The sequence below is a fragment of the Dorea hominis genome, from assembly GCF_014287705.1.
GTDB classification, from domain to species: Bacteria; Bacillota; Clostridia; order Lachnospirales; family Lachnospiraceae; genus Dorea_D; species Dorea_D hominis.
Map to the genome: position 1 here is coordinate 1 of NZ_JACOOY010000005.1, position 16,156 is coordinate 16,156.

At 40.6% G+C, this 16,156-nt stretch carries 16 protein-coding genes and 3 tRNA genes; 15 read left to right on the forward strand and 4 right to left on the reverse strand.

The genetic code is table 11. The features are described from left to right. From H8S07_RS04820 to H8S07_RS04850, 7 genes are all read left to right on the forward strand, one after another. The coding region (locus H8S07_RS04820; protein WP_186855558.1) for a hypothetical protein at positions 1 to 953 on the forward strand (953 nt) is incomplete at its 5' end. Between the two features lie 276 nt (positions 954 to 1,229). Next, on the forward strand, positions 1,230 to 1,421 hold the full coding sequence (locus H8S07_RS04825) for a hypothetical protein (protein WP_186855559.1): 192 nt from the start codon (positions 1,230 to 1,232) through the stop codon (positions 1,419 to 1,421). Continuing rightward, on the forward strand, positions 1,399 to 2,163 hold the full coding sequence (locus H8S07_RS04830; protein ID WP_186855560.1) for an ankyrin repeat domain-containing protein: 765 nt from the start codon (positions 1,399 to 1,401) through the stop codon (positions 2,161 to 2,163). The genes H8S07_RS04825 and H8S07_RS04830 overlap by 23 nt, the downstream gene beginning before the upstream one ends. 38 nt (positions 2,164 to 2,201) lie before the next feature. Continuing rightward, the gene (locus H8S07_RS04835) at positions 2,202 to 2,729 is read left to right on the forward strand and encodes a hypothetical protein (protein WP_186855561.1); all 528 of its coding nucleotides are present in this window, start codon (positions 2,202 to 2,204) and stop codon (positions 2,727 to 2,729) included. A gap of 134 nt (positions 2,730 to 2,863) precedes the next feature. Continuing rightward, a complete protein-coding gene (locus tag H8S07_RS04840) occupies positions 2,864 to 3,115 on the forward strand; it encodes an ankyrin repeat domain-containing protein (protein WP_158580453.1) in 252 nt (83 codons plus the stop codon). A 33-nt stretch (positions 3,116 to 3,148) separates the two neighbouring features. After that, positions 3,149 to 4,480, forward strand: a complete 1,332-nt coding sequence (locus tag H8S07_RS04845) for a hypothetical protein (protein WP_186855562.1) — start codon at positions 3,149 to 3,151, stop codon at positions 4,478 to 4,480. 106 nt (positions 4,481 to 4,586) lie between these two features. Continuing rightward, positions 4,587 to 4,994 (forward strand): hypothetical protein, encoded by a 408-nt coding sequence (locus H8S07_RS04850; protein ID WP_118660556.1) that lies wholly within the window; start codon positions 4,587 to 4,589, stop codon positions 4,992 to 4,994. A 324-nt stretch (positions 4,995 to 5,318) separates the two neighbouring features. On the opposite strand, the gene H8S07_RS04855 is transcribed toward H8S07_RS04850, so the two are convergent. From H8S07_RS04855 to H8S07_RS04865, 3 genes are all read right to left on the reverse strand, one after another. After that, positions 5,319 to 5,392: transfer RNA gene (locus tag H8S07_RS04855), tRNA-Met, on the reverse strand. Between the two features lie 73 nt (positions 5,393 to 5,465). Then, positions 5,466 to 5,539, reverse strand: a tRNA-Met gene (locus tag H8S07_RS04860). 23 nt (positions 5,540 to 5,562) lie between these two features. Then, positions 5,563 to 5,635 (reverse strand) — tRNA-Val (locus H8S07_RS04865). Positions 5,636 to 5,841: 206 nt separating this feature from the next. Between H8S07_RS04865 and H8S07_RS04870 the strand changes: the two genes are divergently transcribed. From H8S07_RS04870 to H8S07_RS04880, 3 genes are all read left to right on the forward strand, one after another. After that, positions 5,842 to 6,228 carry a hypothetical protein gene (locus H8S07_RS04870; RefSeq protein ID WP_021860732.1) on the forward strand — a complete coding sequence of 129 codons (387 nt, stop codon included), beginning with the start codon at positions 5,842 to 5,844 and terminating at the stop codon, positions 6,226 to 6,228. Between the two features lie 30 nt (positions 6,229 to 6,258). Next, a complete protein-coding gene (gene ispF / locus H8S07_RS04875; RefSeq protein ID WP_186855563.1) occupies positions 6,259 to 6,807 on the forward strand; it encodes a 2-C-methyl-D-erythritol 2,4-cyclodiphosphate synthase in 549 nt (182 codons plus the stop codon). Positions 6,808 to 6,892: 85 nt separating this feature from the next. Continuing rightward, on the forward strand, positions 6,893 to 7,903 hold the full coding sequence (locus H8S07_RS04880; protein WP_186855564.1) for a GNAT family N-acetyltransferase: 1,011 nt from the start codon (positions 6,893 to 6,895) through the stop codon (positions 7,901 to 7,903). 29 nt (positions 7,904 to 7,932) lie between these two features. Here H8S07_RS04880 and H8S07_RS04885 read toward each other — a convergent pair whose 3' ends face one another. Further along, positions 7,933 to 9,021 carry a pyridoxal phosphate-dependent aminotransferase gene (locus H8S07_RS04885; protein WP_186855565.1) on the reverse strand — a complete coding sequence of 363 codons (1,089 nt, stop codon included), beginning with the start codon at positions 9,019 to 9,021 and terminating at the stop codon, positions 7,933 to 7,935. Positions 9,022 to 9,149: 128 nt separating this feature from the next. On the opposite strand from H8S07_RS04885, the gene H8S07_RS04890 reads away from it, so the two are divergent. The 5 genes from H8S07_RS04890 to H8S07_RS04910 all read left to right on the forward strand — a co-directional run bounded on the left by H8S07_RS04890 (position 9,150) and on the right by H8S07_RS04910 (position 16,148). After that, positions 9,150 to 12,440 carry a DUF5717 family protein gene (locus H8S07_RS04890; protein WP_117537334.1) on the forward strand — a complete coding sequence of 1,097 codons (3,291 nt, stop codon included), beginning with the start codon at positions 9,150 to 9,152 and terminating at the stop codon, positions 12,438 to 12,440. A gap of 18 nt (positions 12,441 to 12,458) precedes the next feature. Continuing rightward, the gene (locus H8S07_RS04895) at positions 12,459 to 13,742 is read left to right on the forward strand and encodes a DUF5716 family protein (RefSeq protein WP_186855566.1); all 1,284 of its coding nucleotides are present in this window, start codon (positions 12,459 to 12,461) and stop codon (positions 13,740 to 13,742) included. Further along, positions 13,717 to 14,487 carry a hypothetical protein gene (locus H8S07_RS04900; RefSeq protein WP_117537333.1) on the forward strand — a complete coding sequence of 257 codons (771 nt, stop codon included), beginning with the start codon at positions 13,717 to 13,719 and terminating at the stop codon, positions 14,485 to 14,487. The genes H8S07_RS04895 and H8S07_RS04900 overlap by 26 nt, the downstream gene beginning before the upstream one ends. 113 nt (positions 14,488 to 14,600) lie before the next feature. After that, positions 14,601 to 15,422 (forward strand): amino acid ABC transporter substrate-binding protein, encoded by an 822-nt coding sequence (locus H8S07_RS04905; protein WP_186855567.1) that lies wholly within the window; start codon positions 14,601 to 14,603, stop codon positions 15,420 to 15,422. A 75-nt stretch (positions 15,423 to 15,497) separates the two neighbouring features. Continuing rightward, positions 15,498 to 16,148 (forward strand): amino acid ABC transporter permease, encoded by a 651-nt coding sequence (locus H8S07_RS04910; RefSeq protein ID WP_117537331.1) that lies wholly within the window; start codon positions 15,498 to 15,500, stop codon positions 16,146 to 16,148. Positions 16,149 to 16,156: the final 8 nt, after the last annotated feature.

Below are 16,156 nucleotides of genomic sequence, written 5' to 3' on the forward strand. Positions count from 1 at the left end.
TGCCGAATAGTCTGTTGTCTGATAAATATATATATTGTGCAGTAGCCGACGGAGTGCTGCAATATGAAAAAGAAGGGAAACTAATTCAGAAAAGGAAAATCAGTCAGGGAATATCGGAAATATGGCTTTATACAGGACAGAAGAATCTGTATTGTTATGTGAAAGATTTAAAAGGGATACGGTATGTGTATAGCTTTGATCTGGACGATGTTACAAGACCGGGTGAAATGTCTTCGGAAGTTTTAGATCAGACAACAGACTATTCGGCAGATGGAAATAAGAGGTTAGAAGAATATCGGGCAGTGGAATTACCGGATTTATGGCTTCTTATTAATCGGTCAGACAGCAAAGTGCAATGGATGGACAAAGAGAAAGCGTTGAAAATAACTGGCAAAATCGCTGAAGTTGCATTTGTAGACAAACATGAAAAACGGCTTGTATTCACAGAGAATATGGTAGTTAGTTATGATGGTAAAGATTTATATGTACGTGATGACTTGCTGAAAATATCCGGAGAAAACAAATGGAAAGATTATGCAAATAGTATCACGGACAAGTACAGCATCGTGTCTGTAGATGTAAAGAAAAATACTGCCCTTGTGAGATTTATATCTTATGGAGATGATGGGCGGGGCGTGAATCGATCAGGTTCTTTAGCAGAATTTGAAGGCAGTGGATTTGCCTGGATTGATTTATCAACGGGAAAGATTTCACATAAAGTAATCAAAGACAAAGAGCAGGTGCTTGCAGTATCAGATAACTATTATTCGACATTTTGCAAAGGAACTGTAAAACGGTATCAGGTTAAAGATGATAAATGCATCAGGGAAAGTAAAGTGAACGGATATAAGCGGAATGAAGAATATACGGTACAGACCTGTGGAAATGTTGTCTTTGTGTTCGTGCGGCAGCAAAATGGAGATATGAAGCTATTAGATGCTATAGATATTTGATTTACAGAATTGTACGATAGTTAAAGTGAAACAGCAGGGTAATTTCTGGAGGGATGAAACAGAATTTTCCTGCTGTTTCTAAAAGGTTAAATATTATGTGATAAAAAAGATATTTTGTTTATTACTATAAATGTAAGAGGATATATATCTAAGAATTCCTCTGTTCCAACCCAAATTAAGAAATTCTTTCGGATTTTTTAAGCTTTTCTGTAACAAAACAAGAGCAACAAACGTTATTATATATATAAGACAATTTTATGCAAAGTGGGGAAAGATATGCAAAAGAGAAGAAAAGGAATAGTAGCAGTAATGGTTCCGGCGTTATTGCTGACCGGCTGTATGCGGACTTCGATGAAAAGTCCGGAGTGGAAATTGCGGGAATCGATCGAGACATCGAATTTACAGGGCGTGAAAGAAGGGAGATGGCGAGTGTACACCATTTACTATGGCGTTGATCCATGCGAATAAACCGGCTGTGCAGGCGCTGAAAGAGATGGGGGTTACATGGCAGGTAAGCAAAGAAGCGACCGAAGAGAATGATTCCTGGGTGCAGGTGTGTAAGTGGGGCAATCAGAAATCTGTGAAAATGCTTCTTGCAGAAGGATACAAACCAAAAGATTCGGAATGTTCGCTTGGATACGGCGTCTGCAATCCGCAGACATTACAGGCGTTGCTGGATAAGAAGATTTCCTATGATGTCCATTATAAGGAAGATGGGGAGAAAGCATTTTCCGGTTGGGAGGATTTGGCTTATTTTAACACGGAACTCGCATATGAGATTTATAAGAAAGATCCGGATTCTAAGAAGCTTGACGATATTTATGAAGGAATCTATGAAAGTGTCGATAGAGATTTAGCAAGAAAATTTATGGTGGAAACACTGGACGCAAGTGACGAATCGGCTGCGAAAGCACTGGAATGTGCGGTGAATCTTGGCGATTACAATATGGTGAAGAAGCTGATAAAAAGCGGCGTGGATGTGAATCAGGAGATTTCGCCGGTTGGTGATGCCGAGTCTGCAGGTGATGAGGACGAATCAGCAGTAAAACATACCGTTCTGCATGCGGCGGCAGAGTGCACAAGCGAAGATATTGCAAAGTATCTGGTGAAGCACGGAGCGGATGTGAACAAGAAGGACGGTGATGGGAATACGGCATATGACATTGCGAAGAAAAATCAGTTTTTTTCAGATGTTGATTTTTTGAAGTAGGGTGTTTGGGGTGAACACAAAGGAGGTTGAATGAAGTAATGAAAGTAAAAAAGAAATGGATATGTATAATAGTTGGAATAATATTTATATTCTATTTGATTTTAATTATATTTTTTAATATTTTTCCTATTTATTTAAATTCTGCGGTTATGAAAAATGATTATGCAGAATCAGTGAGTGATGATAAAGCGTGGAAAATATATTTAATTCCAGATTCATTAGGATTTGTGCGAGGCTACATAATTCCAAAAGAAAATCATATGCCAAAAGAGATTACAGTTTTAACAAAAGAATATGGTTCATTTGATAAAGCAACTACAAAAATGTATATAGCTGATGATTTAGAAACGCCAGCAGAAAAAAATATATTAAAAGGGGAAAAAGTATATGATTTTATAGAAGCGGAAAGCGGTGCGGAAGAAAAAACGGAAATACCTATTATCATCAAATGGACCAATAAATCAAATCAGTTAATAGAATCAAAAGCTACTATCAAATATGATAAGTGGAATGCATATGGATGGTTTACAACACTTAAAGTGAAACTGGGCCTGGACGTGTTTTAGTGTATTAGTATAATGCAAATGAGACAGCAGGACTATTTCTGAATACGTGAAACAGAATTTTCCTGCTGTTTCTAAAACTTTGAAATTATATGTCACAAAAGAGAGCTATTGTTTGTTACTGCATATGTGGGATTATGATAAAAATCGGCGTAGATGTGAATCAGGAGATTTCGCTGGATGATGATGCCGAGTCTGCAGGTGATGAGGACGAATCAGCAGTAAAACATACCGTTCTGCATGCGGCGGCAGAGTGCACAAGCGAAGATATTGCAAAGTATCTGGTGAAGCACGGAGCGGATGTGAACAAGAAGGACGGTGATGGCAACACGGCATATGACATTGCGAAGGAAAATCAGTTTTTTTCGGATGTTGATTTTTTGAAGTAGGAGTGTTTTTTGTGAACACAAAGGAGAACGGTTATGAAAAAGAAGAGAAAGAGTTTATGGATCGTGTTGGTCTGTCTGTTGGTGATTATTTATCTGGCTGGTTATTACCTGTTCTGGATGCGGACAAATCCGATCAGTTATTATTTGGAGAAAGCAAAAGGAAATTATAATGTCAGCAGGGTTCTTCATAATGCGAGAACCGGTGATGCGAGAATGTTGGCAATGCTGGGTGATAAGACATATTATTATGATTATTCGGATAAGAAATTAAGAACTGTAGATCCGAAAAGTGGAAAACTTCAGTCGGCGCTGGAAGATGCAGGAACTTATACAAATGGCAAATATATTTATGTGAATTCTTGGGATGCGCTGCGCCAGTATGATGCGGATGGCAAGCTGGTTGCTGAGCGGAAAATGGATGCGGATGGAAGGATTGAAAAGGCATTTCTCGGTAAAAAATATATTTATATTATTTGCAGTACAGGGGAAGATGATTCATATCAGAAGATGTTATATGTAGTGGATGCAGAGAATGTCCGAAAAACGGTGGATTTAGGTGAACTAAAAATACAGACAGGCAAAGGCGCATTTATAGATTGGGATAAGCACTGGATAGAACATACAAAGATTACGACACCGGATATGGAGCTTTATCATGCAGGCAGCTGTAAGCGGGAAAAGACAAAAGACGGAGAAGTAGGTTATCGGTTACTGCTTAAGGATACGTCTGCGGGAGATTTTTTGGCTACGGTTATGGTAAATAAGAAAACAGGAGAACGAGTACATCAACTGGATACGGATTTACAAGATGGAAAATTACTGGCATCCTATAAAGATACCTTGTATGCATGGGATTTTCGTAATGAATCAAAGGATTTCCGTATTTATAAAACAAATGCCGACGGAAAAAATGAAGAGTTGTATCAGTCCGAAAAATACAAACCGGTAGATATGAAAGTATCCGGAAATATGCTTATGCTTCAACTGGAAGATTACCGTTTGGGTGGCATGGAACATTACACAGGAGCAGGTTATGAAGCGGCAAGATACAGTGGTGGTGAACTGATTTACTATGATATGGAGAAGCAGAAGATTACAGCGAAGTATGAGCTTGAAAAAGAGCAGGCTGTTTTCATGTCAGCAGATGCTTATGCAACATTCAAGGATGGAAAGGTGAGCTATTACAAAACCGGTCAGGATACGCCGCTCTGGACGAAGAAGATAAAGGGTTACAAGACCGGTAAAGGTGACGAGATTATCCGTTATGATTTCCAGACATATGGAGACAAGCTGTATGTTGTGTACGTGGATGATGAAAGCGGGGAGAATATGCGGATAATGGATATTATGGAACTGGAGAAATAAATTTACAAGGGGAGTGGATGATATGTGCAGAAGAAAAGTCTGGAGCGTTGTGGCAATCCTGCTGGTGTTTGGGAGTATGATTTTCTTCGCGGGAGCACCGGATTAGATGAACTGTCAGGTGACGATACGTGTAAACGGAAAAAAGATTTCATCGTATGATAATTTAAAAGTGAAAGTGTATAAAGAAGGAAAGCAGCAGAAAGTAACGGTGGTTTCAGATAAAAACCAAGTCAGGATAAAATGGGAACCGGATATTGATAAATATTTTTTGAAGTTGCAGATGTCGTTAAAAGATGAAGTGGGCAATGTTCCGGATATGAATGCAGTAATGGAATATTATCATTTTCCGGATGGAACATCTACAGTTGCGAAGTGGGATATTAATTATGTGCAGGAACACGGGAAATGGATTGTACAACACACCTGTAAGATGAAAATGGGAGATAAGAAAGAGATGACTGACAAGTATAAGTTCAAACCGGATGAAAAACAATTTTTATATTATGGTGTGTAAAAACGAGCTGTAAAGAAGGCAGTGAAGAGCTGTGAAAAAATGAGCTGAAAAGAAAGTTACAAAAAGCTGTAAAGAAAGGATTACTATACAGTCAAAAATGCCCGTGTTCGGGCGAGAAATTCATTTTTTGAGAAGAAGAGACAATTGAATACAGAAGTTCGGGGGCAGGGTAGAACTTAGAAGTTTGTTTTGCGTAGATATTTTGATATGTGTAGGTAATTTTGAAATATTTTAGTAAAATAAACTAGAATAAAAACACAAATAAATGGAATATATTCCGGATATGAATTGAAAAAAGACTTGCAATTGCAAGTCTTTTTAAAGTAGCGGGAACTGGATTTGAACCAGCGACACCACGGGTATGAACCGTGTGCTCTAGCCAACTGAGCTATCCCGCCATGAAAATATTGCCCGTAAGTACTGTTAATATTACGGATGTAAAAAGACTTGCAAGAACAAGTCTTTTTAAAGTAGCGGGAACTGGATTTGAACCAGCGACACCACGGGTATGAACCGTGTGCTCTAGCCAACTGAGCTATCCCGCCATAAAGAAATATTTTTATAAGTATGGGACCAATAGGGCTCGAACCTATGACCCTCTGCTTGTAAGGCAGATGCTCTCCCAGCTGAGCTATGATCCCATATTTACCCGGCTCTCTCAAACCGACTTCGTTATTATACAATCAAAAGTGAGGAAATGTCAACACTTTTTTTGCAAAAAATTGTAAGTATGTGATATAATATGCTCAGATGTGCGAAAAACAGCCGATTTGTGCGAATTATAAGAAGTTTTATAGAAGTTATAAAATCGGCAGACATTAATAAAACACAGGCAGGAGGACATGAAATGACAAAAGGTCGCGTATTTTTTCGAATTATTGTAGGGGGATATCTTGGATATCTGGGAATTGATCTGATAAAGAAGACGATGACAAACAGGCCGGAGAATGCAACGCTTTATCTGGTGCTGGGTGTGGCATTTGCTGTACTTGGAATCGTATGGTGTGCGAAGGCAGTCGTGATGGCAGTGAAGCATGAGTATGTGGAAAATGACGGAGAAGAGCTGGACTGCGAGGAATTATTAGAGAGCGATGTGGATGAAGACGGTAAACTGAACCGGGATAAGCTGTTAGGCAATACAGATACACAGAAGAGTGATGAACCGGTGGGAGCAGATCACAGTGAAGCCAAAAAACAGGAAGAGAATACAGATCACAATAATGTTACAGAATAAGAAATATATTCTGGGAAAGGAAATAACAGTATGAGAGTTGGAATGGGATATGATGTTCATAAACTGACAGAGAACCGCAAACTGATTCTTGGAGGAGTAGAGATCCCTTATGAGAAGGGGCTTCTGGGACATTCGGATGCGGATGTGCTGCTGCATGCGATTATGGATGCACTTCTGGGAGCGGCAGCTCTTGGTGATATCGGAAAACATTTCCCGGATACAGATCCGGCATATAAAGGAGCGTCCAGTATTGAACTTCTGAAACATGTTGGAAAGCTGATCGACGAGAAATTATATGTCATCGGTAACATTGATGCAACCATTATTGCGCAGAGACCGAAGATGGCATCTCATATTGAGCAGATGCGTAAAAATGTGGCAGAAGCACTTCACATTGATGTAGATCAGGTAAATATTAAAGCAACTACAGAAGAAGGGCTTGGATTTACCGGAACAGGTGAAGGAATCTCCTCACAGGCTATCGCATCACTGGATACGATTGCCAATTACAGTTACCAGGTCGGTCCGCAGACCGGCGGCTGCGCAGGATGTGGTGGCTGCCCGAATGTGGGAAAGTAAAGGCGGGCAGGACAAGATGCAGGTATTATAGTTGAGTTGGGAAATTACTATATCATTATATGAAATATAAAGGACTGGAAGAAGAATGGAGATTCGTAAGTTAAGTCAGGAAGAGCATAACAAAGTGCGTCCATTGTATGAGAAAGTATTTACGGAGGACAGCAAAGGATTTGTGGATTATTATTTTTCGGAAAAAACGAGAGATAATGATATATATGTAGTGGAAGAAGATGGTGAGATCTGCGCAATGCTGCACCTGAATCCATATACATTAATGGTAAATGGTGTGGAAAAACAGGCGCATTACATCGTTGCAGTAGCGACAAGAAAGGAGTATCGCGGACGTGGGTTTATGGCGGCGCTGTTAAGGCGGGCACTTCAGGATATGTATGTATCAGGAGAGAATTTTACATTCCTGATGCCGGCAGCAGAAGCAATCTATACACCACATGATTTCCGGACGGTTTATGAACAGGAACGCAGAGTATATAATTTAGCAGATGCGGCGAAGAAAGAAGCGGCAGGCATTTGTATTCGCCCGCTTAAGGAAGAAGATTGCGATACACTTGCCGAGTGGGCAAATGAAAAGCTTGCGGCAGATAAAGATGTATATGTGAAACGTGACGGCGCATACTACCTAAGGTTAATGCGGGAATGTGACAGTGACGGTGGAAAACTGATGCTGTTTCAGAATGAAACGGGGATTGAGGATTGCAGGATCTGGTTCCCGGATGAGGATGAAGATGAGACCCCGAAGATTATGACAAGGATTGTTGATGTACGCCGGATGTTGATGTCGCTCAGATTGCAGGAACTGTTATGCGTATGTTTTACAGTAACCGATTCTGCTATTGAAGAGAATAACCGCACACTGGTGCTCACCGGAACAGAGATTTCCGGGGCAATGCTGATGGATGGCAAACTGGAAAATTCCGAAGGGGAGATCCCGATTGCGGCACTTACAAGCTTTGTATTTGGTGCAAAGACAGTGGAAGAACTTTGTGAAGAGGACGGAGTCCATATGACCGAAAGAATGAAAGAGGAAATGAAAAAAATCATTCCTCTTTCTAAAATATACTTAAATGAAGTTGTATAATGCTTAACCGGAAAATGAAAGAAAAGTACTTAAATCTGATTTAATACATCAAGAAGACGTCGGTTATCGGCAGGATTCATGATACAGAAACGGAAAAATTCACCGGCTAATGATTCAAAAGAGGAGCAATCCCGGATCATGAGCCGGTTTTTGATTGCTTTTTCAAATACATCAAAGGAAGTAACTCCTTCTTTTAAAATCTCAACAAGAATAAAGTTCGCATAGGCTTTGTATGGTTTGAAGTTCAGATTATTCTTGAGTTCATCAAACATGTATGTGCGTTCGGAACAGATCAGTTCGCGGGTTTTCTTATAATAATCAGTATCGGAAAACATGCGCTCACCGGCATATGCGGCAATGCTGTTCAGACTCCATGGATTCTGGTAGAGAAGCAGATCTTTTAAGAAAGCCTCATTGCTTGTCATACCATATCCGAAACGAAGCCCCGGGGCGGCATAGAATTTGGAGACGCCGCGGATGATCATGAAATTATCGTATTTTGGAATAAGACTGACTGCGCTGACTGCTTCAATATCCGGTGCAAATTCTACATAAGTTTCATCGATCATAACAAAGATTCCGTATTCCCGGCAAGCTGCGAGGATACGTTCCATCTCACTTGTTGTGAGCGCAGAAGAAGTCGGGTTATTCGGATTGCAGATGATCGCAAGCTGATAGTCTGTTTTTAACGTCGTTATAAAGTCATCGATATCTAATTGGAAATCCTGTTCCTTTTTTAGATTATAAAAATCCATGGAACCACCATTTAAAGATAATTCTCTGGCATATTCAGAATAAGTAGGTCCAAGTACCAGTGCCCTTTTCGGGGTGCGTGTGGAAATAAGAAGCGAGATCAGCTCTGTCGATCCGTTTCCTATAACAATATGATCGGCAGATACACCGGTGTATTTGCTGATTGCTTTTTTCAGAGATCTATAATCACGGTCCGGGTAACGTGTGATCACATCCAGATGCGAAGCCAGATCTTTCTTTAACTGCTCGGACAATCCAAGCGGGTTTACATTTGCACCGAAAGAGACGATTTCTTCTTTCGGAATATGATAATAGGCTTCGATCTGCTCCAGATCGCTTCCGTGAAATTCAGGTTTTTTATCCATATCTATGTTCCTTTCCGGGGTTATCCTTAGATTTTATTCTTACAGCATTGCAATTACCAAACAAACAATGCTATAATTCATTATAGTATGTTTTTTACAAAAAGCAACGAAAGATGCAGGTGTAAGTCTTGAAAAATAAGATACAAAGATTTTCTAAAGGAGACTTCAGCGTAGAACAGCCGGAAGTTGTGTTCGAAGAGACGAATCTGGTCATGATTATCGGCGAGGGAGAAGTATATAGAGGGAGTTTCTTAATAAAAAGTAATAATGACAGAAAGATACGGGGAATATTATATCCGTCTTCTTTTCGTATCCATTTTAAAGATCAGGGATTTGACGGAGTCACATCCAGAATTGAATTTACTTATGATGGAAAGGGATTAAAACCGGGACATGTAGAACGCGGTAAGATCACGGTCGTATGTTCCGGAGGTGAATATGAGCTTGCTTTTACAGCGATCATCGAAAAGCCATATGTTATGACAACTTATGGTAAAGTACAGAGTACAGATGATTTCAGGAAGCTTGCGATCAAGGATTTCTCGGAAGCAGGAAGACTGTTCCGCTCCAGAGAATTTTACGAGATTGTCAAATATGAGAATGAGCGGACGTTTTATCTCTATGATAATATGCGAAAATGGTCGCTCGGCGAACAGGCAATGGAAGAGTTCCTTGTCGGTATTAAGCAGAAAGAATGTATTTTCCTGACGCTGCAGGGAGAAGGAATGCTCTTTGAAGATATCAAAGAACCGAATAAAGGAACGATTACGATCGTAAAGAACACATGGGGCTTCATGCCGATCCATATTGAGACAGAAGGAGCGTTTTTACGTGTTACCAAGCCGGATCTGACAACAGAAGATTTTGTCGGAAACAGTTATGAGATGGAATATCTGGTACGTCCGGAATATTTGCATGGCGGAAGAAACTATGGAACGATCCGGTTCATTACTCCGTATGAGGCATTGTCCTACGAGATTGAAGTATTACAGAATCAGGAATATGATGAGGAACATTATGTACCGGAACTGTTATATGCGCAGTCTTTAAAAGAATATATCGGTTATATGGCAGGACGTATCGAGCTGGATACATGGGTGGAGAATGCGATTGAAAATGTTGCCGCTATCCGCAGAATTAAGCCGATGAGTGAGATTTACCAGCTTCTGCAGGCACATGTTTATATTATTGGTAAGAAGTTTGAAGAAGCAAAATGGATTTTGGAGAATTATAACTATAACCGTTTCGCAATCGGAAAGGATCCGATCACAAACTGTTATTACCTGTTCCTGACGGCGCTGATTCGTGAGAATGACAGCCATATGGAGCGTGTACTGGATGAGATTGGCAAGACCTATATGCGCCATCAGGATTCCTGGCTGCTTCTCTATATGATTTTACAGATAGACGGAAGATACAAGAATCCATACAAGAGATTGGAAGTGCTGGAACAGCAGTTTGAGTTTGAAACACATGGTGTTATGTTCTATCTGGAAGCTTATTTGTGCTATCAGGCGAAGCCGACACTTCTGAAAAAGCTTGGCAAATTTGAATTACAGGTGTTGAATTTTGCAACCAAATATCGGCTGATGACGAAGGAACTGGCATTATATGTGGCGAATTTTGCAAGTCAGCATAAGTCCTACAGTGATTTGTTATTCCGCATTTTAGAGCGGATTTATAAGGTTTATAAAGATCCGATGATACTCAATACGATCTGTATTCTTCTGATCAAGGGAAATAAGAATCAGAAAAAATATTTTCACTGGTATCAGGAAGCAGTAGATTCCGAGCTTAAGATTGCCCAGTTATATGAGTATTATATGAATACTTTGGATCCATCCAGTGTAAACGGACCGCTTCCGAAGTCTGTTTTCCTGTATTTTATGCATGGAAATACACTCGGATACGAGAAGGCTGCATTTCTTTACGCTAATCTTCTGACTTATGAAGCAGACAGTGAAGAACTGTATGAAGGATACAAAGAGCAGATGAAGACATTTGCGATGGATCAGCTCAGAAAGCGACATATCACAGAATATCTTCGTATTTTATATAAGCATTTCTGTACTGAAGATATGGATTCCGAGCATATGGAAGCAATGCGCGATGTCTGCTACGCATATTCGATCTCAACGAAAGTGCCACATATGAACTGTGTGCTTGTCATTGAGAAGAATGGAGAAATCAGACAGCGTGTCCCATATACCGAAGATGAGCCGGTGATTGTCTATCTGTATGACAAAGAAGCAAGGATCATCTGGGAGTCGATAGAGGGACGTTATTATACGGATTCTATTCCATATGAGACAAAGCGTCTGTTCTATGAACCGAGATTTCTGGAAATCTGCAAGAAATATGGTGCATCTGTCGGCAAATGGAAAGACAGCGAGGAGAAAGAGACTCCGACTTTTGAAAATATTTATGTTAAAGGCTTAAGCTATTTTGAAGATAAAGATGTGTTCTGCATTTGCAGCAGAAGAATCCGGGAAGAGAATTACGAAGAAGATGATTTCCTGACGTATCTGTGTTTTGAGATGTTCCGCAGACATCAGTATGACAAAGCAACGCTGACTTATCTGGCAAATTATTACTGTGGTGCAACTGCAGATATGAAGCGGCTCTGGAAAGTGCTGCGGGAATATCAGGTTGCATCCGGCAAGATCAGTGAACGGATCATTACGCAGATGTTATTTTCAGAAGATATGTTTGATGAGGAAGCTATTTTTGAAGATTATTATCTGTCTGATAATGTATATTTTCGGCTGAAACAGGCATACCTGACGTATGCGTCAAGAGAGTATGTAATAAATGGCAGAGATACGAAATCCAGTGTTTTTGAGATCATTGCTAACGAGTGTGAGAAGAAGGAAACGCTGCCGGATATCTGCAAGATTGCGCTACTTAAGTACTATGCCGGCAGAAAATATCCGGATGAACTGGAAGAAGTTCTGCACAGAGAACTTCGGAGACTGACGGAAAAGCAGCTGATCTTTCCGTTCTATATGAAGTACCGGGCGCAGTGGCTGACAGAGCTTCAGTTGTATGATCGTACTATGCTGGCATACCGTGCGGAGCCGGGACATAAGGTGAAGCTGTTTTACAAGATCCGCAAAGGTGGGAAAGAGACACTTGGATATAAGACAGAGAATCTGCTCCCGGCATATGAGAATATTTATGTAAAACAGTTCGTGTTGTATGAAGATGAAGAACTGCATTATTATTTCCAGGATACGATTGGAAATGAAATCACAACAACGGAGAAGAAAGTGCTGACGAATGCGCATACAGTGAAGACCGGCAAATACGGAAAACTGAATGCAATGCTTTCTATGTCCCCTGCGAACCAGAGAAAAGCGATCATGGATTTTGAAGAGGAAGAGAAGATGGCAGACAGTCTTTTTAGGATGTATGAATAACAGAGAGGAAGAAATAACGTGAGAAGAGGCAGTATTATTGGCTATGATCTGAATGAAAATACCTGTCAGATCAGTTATTACGATGAGAAAAGCGATGAACCGCAGACGTTTGAGTGTGCACAGGGACAGTCGCTGATCCCTCTGAAATTAGGTTATATAAAAGAACAATGGGTATATGGAAAGGAAGCAGAACTGCTGGAACAGAAGAATCCGTCCTGCGTGGTGTCAGATCTGTTCGGCAAGGCAGTGCAGCGTAAGAAAGTGCGGATTGGAAGTAAAGTCCACGATGCAGTCTGGCTTCTGGCAAAATTCGTAGGACTTACACTGGAGGATTTTGAAGATATCCGGTTTATTACATTTTCTACGCCATATACGAATATTGATATGTCTAAGATGCTCAAAGGAATCGGCAGGCATCTTGGCGTAGACAAGGAGAATATTTACGTGCAGGATTACAAAGAAGGATTCTGCCACTATATGTTTTATCAGCCAAAAGAGCTGTGGCAGTATGAATCAGCGATGTTTTTCTGCGATGGACAGACGATCAGAGCGTATATGCTCCGGAGGATGAATGTGGCAAATGGTCAGAACCGTGATATGTTTGTGACGGTAGATGAAGTCGCAAGTGCGCAGATCCAGGAGATGGAAGCGATTTACCCTGTGCTGAATAGGGAAAAAGCGAAGAGCGCGGATGAAAGTTTTCGTCTGTTTATCCAGAATGTGTTTGAGAAAAAGGTCGTATCGTCTGTGTACCTGACTGGGGCGGCATTTGAAAATAAATGGTATCCGAATTCATTGAAAGTGCTCTGCAATGGAAGACGTGCATTCGTGGGTGATAATCTGTACAGTAAAGGTGCCTGCTACACTTCCATGCGAAAATATCGCAATTATAATGAAGGACCGGTATATCTGGATGACACACGCATGACAGAACAGATCAGTCTGCGTATGCGCATTGGTGGCAAAGAAGGATGGTATCCGGTCGTTGCTTGGGGAACACACTGGTATGAAGCAGATGGACAATGGGAGGTAATCCTGGAAGATACATCTGATATTGAGATTCATGTGGAGACTCTTGCCGGAGATGAACTCCAGGTAGAAAAAGTATCTCTGGATGGTCTGAAAGAGCGGAGAGATTATTCGCTCCGCCTGCGGATCGAAGTGATGTTTCTGGATGAAAGAACCTGTAAGATGACATTCAAGGATGTCGGCTTTGGAGAATTTTTTGAAGCTTCGGATTTTCAGGTGGAAAAGGTTATACATTTAGGAGGAATCAATGGGCAGTTTAATTCTATGTCATAAAAAACATGCCAGACAACCATATGTGATTGCCAGAGGCCATATCAGGATCTATACATTAGAGGAGCTGTGTTATTTCATCTGTAATAATCTCTATCTGATCGACTATACACTGATCAACAGACAGCTGTGTGAGTGGATCAGGACGGAGCTGCAGATGTATGAACTTGCAGATGCGCTGCAGGAAGAGCTGGATAACCATTGCACGGAAGAAGATTTTATTCTTAAGATATTGCAGCAGTCAACAATGTATGCATCTTCGGAGATTATAAAGATACAGAGTATTCTGGAAAAGCTGCAGGACCAGAGAGAAGTGGAGAGATTCAAGCTGAAAGCGGACAGCCTGATGAAAAACGGAGAATATGCAGATGCGATTCTTGTTTACCGGACGATCATTGATGGTAAGCGGGATGATTCGGTAGGAAAGCCGTTTTATGCAAAAGTGTATGGTTGTCTGGGAAGTGCATACGGCAGACTTTTTTTGTATGAGGAAGCGGCACAGGCGTATGAAGAATCTTACAAACTGCAGGAGAACGAAGATGTGTTAAAAGCGTATCTTTACTGCAACTATCATGCGCTTCCGGAGGAAGAGTATACAAAGATGTTGTCAGGCAATTCCAGATATCTTGGTATTGATGCGGAATTAAAAGAAAAAAGAGCGGATATCCGTGCCGATATTGAGATTGGAGAAGAAGGAAAAGAAATTGAATACCGAAAACGCCGATATCGTGGGATTGACAAGAAATAAAGAATATGATACTATAACAGAGCAATTTAGCGTGGTAAAGCAATCAATTGATGAATTGATAAAACAACGCAGTGTGCAAAGCAGACATACCATGAATACAGGAGGATGAAGTTATGAAAAAAAGACTGGCAATGGTGCTTGCAGTGACGTTACTTGCAATGACAGTGTTCGTAGGCTGTGGAAGCAAGGATAATAGCTCTGACAAAAATAGTAAGAAAGAATATACCGAGAAGAAGTCCGGTGACAAATTTACCGTAGGATTTGACCAGGATTTCCCACCGATGGGATTTGTTGGTGACGATGGCGAATATACAGGATTCGATCTGGAACTGGCACAGGAAGTGTGCAAGAGACAGGGATGGAAGTATGTCGCAAAACCAATCGCATGGGATTCGAAAGATGCAGAATTAAAATCCGGTGGAATTGACTGTATCTGGAACGGATTTACCATGGATGGAAGAGAAGATAAGTATACATGGTCCAAACCATATCTTAACAATGAACAGGTATTTGTAGTCAGAAAAGATTCTGGTATCAAATCCGAAAAAGATCTGGAAGGAAAAGTCGTAGACGTTCAGACAGATTCTTCTGCACAGGCTGCGTTAAAAGAAAAGGCAGATCTGTCTTCAACTTTTGGCAATCTGGAAGTTGTAGCAGATTATAATACAGGACTTATGAATCTGGAATCCGGATCCGCAGATGCAGTTGCTATGGATACAGTTGTAGCTGCTTACCAGATTGAGAAGAGAAAAGCTGATTTCACAATCTTGGATTATGAGATTGCAGCAGAGGAATACGGAGTAGGATTTGCCAAAGGAAATAAAGCAGTCCGTGATCAGGTAGAGAGCACATTGGAAGAGATGGCAAAAGACGGAACGATGGCTAAGATTTCCCAAAAGTGGTTTAAGAAAGATATTACGATCATTGGTAAATAATTAAAATAATTATAAAATAATCAAAAGGGGCTGTCTTTACAGACGGCCCATTTTTCTAGGAGAGGAGACATTCCTATGACAGTATCAATTATGTTATCGAAGCTGGGGGAAGGAATGGTAGTCACATTAATGCTTTTTGCAGTGACACTGTTGTTTTCATTACCGCTTGGGCTTCTGGTTTCGTTTGGACGTATGGCAAAAAATGTAGTTATCCGTACTATTTTTAAGGCATACATATCGATCATGCGTGGAACGCCGCTCATGTTACAGCTTATGGTAATTTATTTCGGCCCATATTATATATTCGGCATCACAAACAGTCCAAGCTGGAAGAACAGTGCAGTAGCAATCGGATTTGTGTTAAACTATGCGGCATATTTTGCCGAAATCTACAGAGGTGGCATTGAATCCATGCCGAAAGGACAGTATGAAGCTGCACAGATATTAGGATACAGCAAGGCACAGACATTTATGCGCATTATTCTTCCGCAGGTAATCAAGATCATCCTTCCATCTATTACGAATGAGACGATTACACTTGTGAAGGACACATCCCTTGCATTTACAATCGGAATTATGGAGATGTTTACAATCTCTAAAGCACTGGCTGCATCACAGACGACGATGCTTCCATATGTATTTGCGGGAATTTTCTATTATGTATTTAACCTGATTGTGGCATTTTTGCTTGAGCTTCTGGAAAAGAAACTGAATTATTATAGATAGGAGGAGAT

Bases quoted from the DNA above. Each gene is read 5' to 3' on its own strand.
- H8S07_RS04825 (WP_186855559.1), top strand. From the start codon at position 1,230: ATGCAAAAGAGAAGAAAAGGAATAGTAGCAGTAATGGTTCCGGCGTTA.
- H8S07_RS04830 (WP_186855560.1), top strand. From the start codon at position 1,399: ATGGCGTTGATCCATGCGAATAAACCGGCTGTGCAGGCGCTGAAAGAG.
- H8S07_RS04835 (WP_186855561.1), top strand. From the start codon at position 2,202: ATGAAAGTAAAAAAGAAATGGATATGTATAATAGTTGGAATAATATTT.
- H8S07_RS04840 (WP_158580453.1), top strand. From the start codon at position 2,864: ATGATAAAAATCGGCGTAGATGTGAATCAGGAGATTTCGCTGGATGAT.
- H8S07_RS04845 (WP_186855562.1), top strand. From the start codon at position 3,149: ATGAAAAAGAAGAGAAAGAGTTTATGGATCGTGTTGGTCTGTCTGTTG.
- H8S07_RS04850 (WP_118660556.1), top strand. From the start codon at position 4,587: ATGAACTGTCAGGTGACGATACGTGTAAACGGAAAAAAGATTTCATCG.
- H8S07_RS04870 (WP_021860732.1), top strand. From the start codon at position 5,842: ATGACAAAAGGTCGCGTATTTTTTCGAATTATTGTAGGGGGATATCTT.
- ispF (WP_186855563.1), top strand. From the start codon at position 6,259: ATGAGAGTTGGAATGGGATATGATGTTCATAAACTGACAGAGAACCGC.
- H8S07_RS04880 (WP_186855564.1), top strand. From the start codon at position 6,893: ATGGAGATTCGTAAGTTAAGTCAGGAAGAGCATAACAAAGTGCGTCCA.
- H8S07_RS04885 (WP_186855565.1), bottom strand. From the start codon at position 9,021: ATGGATAAAAAACCTGAATTTCACGGAAGCGATCTGGAGCAGATCGAA.
- H8S07_RS04900 (WP_117537333.1), top strand. From the start codon at position 13,717: ATGGGCAGTTTAATTCTATGTCATAAAAAACATGCCAGACAACCATAT.
- H8S07_RS04905 (WP_186855567.1), top strand. From the start codon at position 14,601: ATGAAAAAAAGACTGGCAATGGTGCTTGCAGTGACGTTACTTGCAATG.
- H8S07_RS04910 (WP_117537331.1), top strand. From the start codon at position 15,498: ATGACAGTATCAATTATGTTATCGAAGCTGGGGGAAGGAATGGTAGTC.